The following is a 3,009-nucleotide window of genomic DNA, read 5'->3' as shown; positions in this document are numbered from 1 at the left end:
GGCGCAAGGAGCCGCCCCGCGGCCACCGAGCCACGTTCCAAACCTGTCATGTGAAGTTTCCTTATTGCTGGTTGGCCGTCACCGGCGTCTCGCCCGTATCTGGTTTGGCCGCCCTGCCCTTGAAGATGCGCCGCACCGTGACGAACAGCAGCGGCACCAGGAACACGCCGATCACGGTCGCCGCGATCATGCCGCCCATCACGCCGATGCCGACGGAGTTCTGCGCGCCGGAGCCCGCGCCGCTGGCAATCGCAAGCGGCAACACACCGAGGATGAAGGCCAGCGACGTCATCAGGATCGGTCGCAGCCGCTGTCGCGCGGCCTCCAGCGTCGCCTCGACGAGCCCCATGCCGGCAGTCTGCCGCTCGATGGCGAACTCGACGATGAGGATGGCGTTCTTGGCGGCGAGACCGATCGTGGTCAGCAGGCCGACCTTGAAATAGACGTCGTTGGACTGGCCGAACAGGCTCGCCGCCAGCAGCGCGCCGAAGATGCCGATCGGCACCGAGAGCATGACCGCGAACGGGATCGACCAGCTCTCATAGAGCGCGGCCAGGCACAAGAACACGACAAGTGCCGAGATCGCATAGAGCGACAGCGCCTGATTGCCGGAAAGCTTCTCCTGGTGCGACAGGCCGGTCCATTCGTGGGAGTAACCGGCGGGCAGCTGCGCCACAAGCTTGTCGATCTCGTCCATGGCGGCGCCCGAGCTGACGCCCGTGGCCGCCGCGCCCTGGATCTCGACCGCCGCCGACCCATTGTAGCGTTCGAGCCTGGGCGAACCGAATGTCCAGTGGCTGGAGGCAAAGGCCGAGAACGGCACCATGGCGCCGCTGGCATTGCGGACTTGCCATTTGTCCAGATCTTCCGGCTGCATGCGGAAGTTCGGGTCCGACTGCAGATAGACCGGCTTCACCCGTCCGCGATCGATGAAATCATTGACATAGTCGCTGCCCCAGGCGGTCGACAGCGTGTTGTTGATGTCGGCCAGGCTGACGCCGAGCGCGCTTGCCTTTTCCTGGTCGATATCGACCGAGAATTGCGGCTGGTCTTCCTGCCCGTTGGGGCGGGTGTTGGCGAGCACCTTGCTCTGCCCGGCCAGGGCCAGAAGCTGGTTACGCGTCTGGATCAGCGCGTCATGGCCGGCGCCGTTGACGTCCTGCAGGTAGAAGTCGAAGCCGTTGGTGTTGCCGAACCCCTGGATGGCGGGAGGCGCAAGCGCGAAGACCTGCGCGTCCCTGATCTTGGAGAAGGCGCCCATGGCGCGGCCGGCGATCGCCTGCGCAGCCATGGCCGGCGATTTGCGCAGGCCGAAATCCTTCAGCCGCACGAAAGCGATGCCGACATTCTGCCCGGCGCCGCCGAAGCCGAAGCCGGAGGCGGTGAACACCCCGTCGACGGCGTCCTTCTCTTGGCCGAGATAGTGGTCGGTGACTTGCGCCAGCACGCGCTCGGTGCGGTCCTGCGTCGCGCCGACCGGCAGCTGCACGCTGGTGATCAGGATGCCCTGGTCTTCTTCCGGCAGGAACGAACTTGGCAGCCGGGCAAACATCCAGCCCACGGCAACGACGATGGCCAGGAAGACGACGAGGAAGCGCCAGGACCGGTTGATGATGCCGTGCGAGCCGTCGCGATAGGCAAGCGTGCCGCGATCGAAGACACGGTTGAACCAGCCGAACGGGCCGGTCTGCGTCGCATGGTCCTTGGGCGGCCGCAGGATGGTGGCGCACAGTGCCGGCGTCAGCACAAGTGCGACCAGCACGGACAGCACCATCGCCGAGACGATGGTCACCGAGAATTGCCGGTAGATGATGCCGGTCGAGCCGCCGAAGAAAGCCATCGGCACGAACACGGCCGAAAGCACGGTGGCGATGCCGATCAGCGCGCCGGTGATTTCGTGCATCGACTTGCGCGTCGCCTCCTTTGGCGACAGGCCCTCCTCCTGCATCACGCGTTCGACATTCTCGACGACGACGATGGCGTCATCGACCAAAAGGCCGATGGCGAGCACCATGGCAAACATGGTCAGCGTGTTGACGGAATAGCCGAACAGCGACAGCACGCCGAACGTGCCGAGCAGCACCACCGGCACCGCGATCGTCGGGATGATGGTGGCGCGTAGGTTCTGCAGGAAGATGAACATCACCAGGAACACCAGCACGATCGCCTCAGCCAGCGTCTTGACCACCTCCTCGATCGACAGCCGCACGAAGGGCGAGGTGTCGTAGGGATAGACGACCTCGACCCCTTGCGGGAAGGTCGAGCTCAGCCGGGCGATCGTCGAACGCACCGCCTCGGCGGTGTTGATGGCATTGGCGCCGGTCGCCAGGTTGACGGCGACGCCGGCCGCCGGCTTGCCGTTGTAATTGGCCTGCGTCGTATAGCTTTCGGCGCCGAGTTCGACGGTGGCGACGTCGTTGAGGCGCACCAGCGAGCCGTCCGTCTGGCTCTTCAGGATGATGTTGCGGAACTGTTCGGCGGTCTGCAGCCGGCTCTTGGCAGTCACCGTTGCATTGAGCTGCTGGCCCTTGCGCGCCGGCAGGCCGCCGAGCTGGCCGGCCGAAACCTGCGTGTTCTGCGCCTCGATCGCCGAGGCCACGTCGCTCGGCATCAGGGCATATTTGGCGAGCTTGTCGGGGTCGAGCCAGATGCGCATGGCATAGCCGGAGCCGAACAGCTGCGTCGAGCCCACGCCTTCGACGCGCTTCAGCGTGTCGTTGACGGTGGCGTCGACATAGTCGGCGAGATCGGTCGAGTTCATCTTGCCGTCGGTCGAGACGAAGCCGATGACCATCAGGAAGCCGGTCGAGGATTTGGAGACGGTGATGCCGTTGCTCTGCACCACCTGCGGCAGCTGCGACTGCACCAGTTGCAGCTTGTTTTGCGTCTGCACCTGGGCGGTATCGGGATCGGCTGATGTGGTGAAGGTCAGCGTGATCGAGGCCGAACCGGTCGAGGTCGACGTCGCCGTCATGTAGTCGAGATTGTCGATGCCGGTCATGCCTTGCT

1 protein-coding gene is annotated in these 3,009 nt (G+C 64.9%); it reads right to left on the bottom strand.

Going from position 1 to position 3,009, the window contains the following annotated elements:
* Positions 1 to 61: 61 nt before the first annotated feature.
* Positions 62 to 3,009 (bottom strand): efflux RND transporter permease subunit (locus EN993_RS33910; RefSeq protein ID WP_127266061.1); only part of this gene is annotated, 2,948 nt, incomplete at its 5' end.

This window comes from Mesorhizobium sp. M7D.F.Ca.US.004.01.2.1 (assembly GCF_003997785.1).
Classification (GTDB): Bacteria; Pseudomonadota; Alphaproteobacteria; order Rhizobiales; family Rhizobiaceae; genus Mesorhizobium; species Mesorhizobium loti.
Note: the sequence above shows the minus strand (reverse complement) of the source record. Positions and strands in the feature narration are given on the sequence as shown.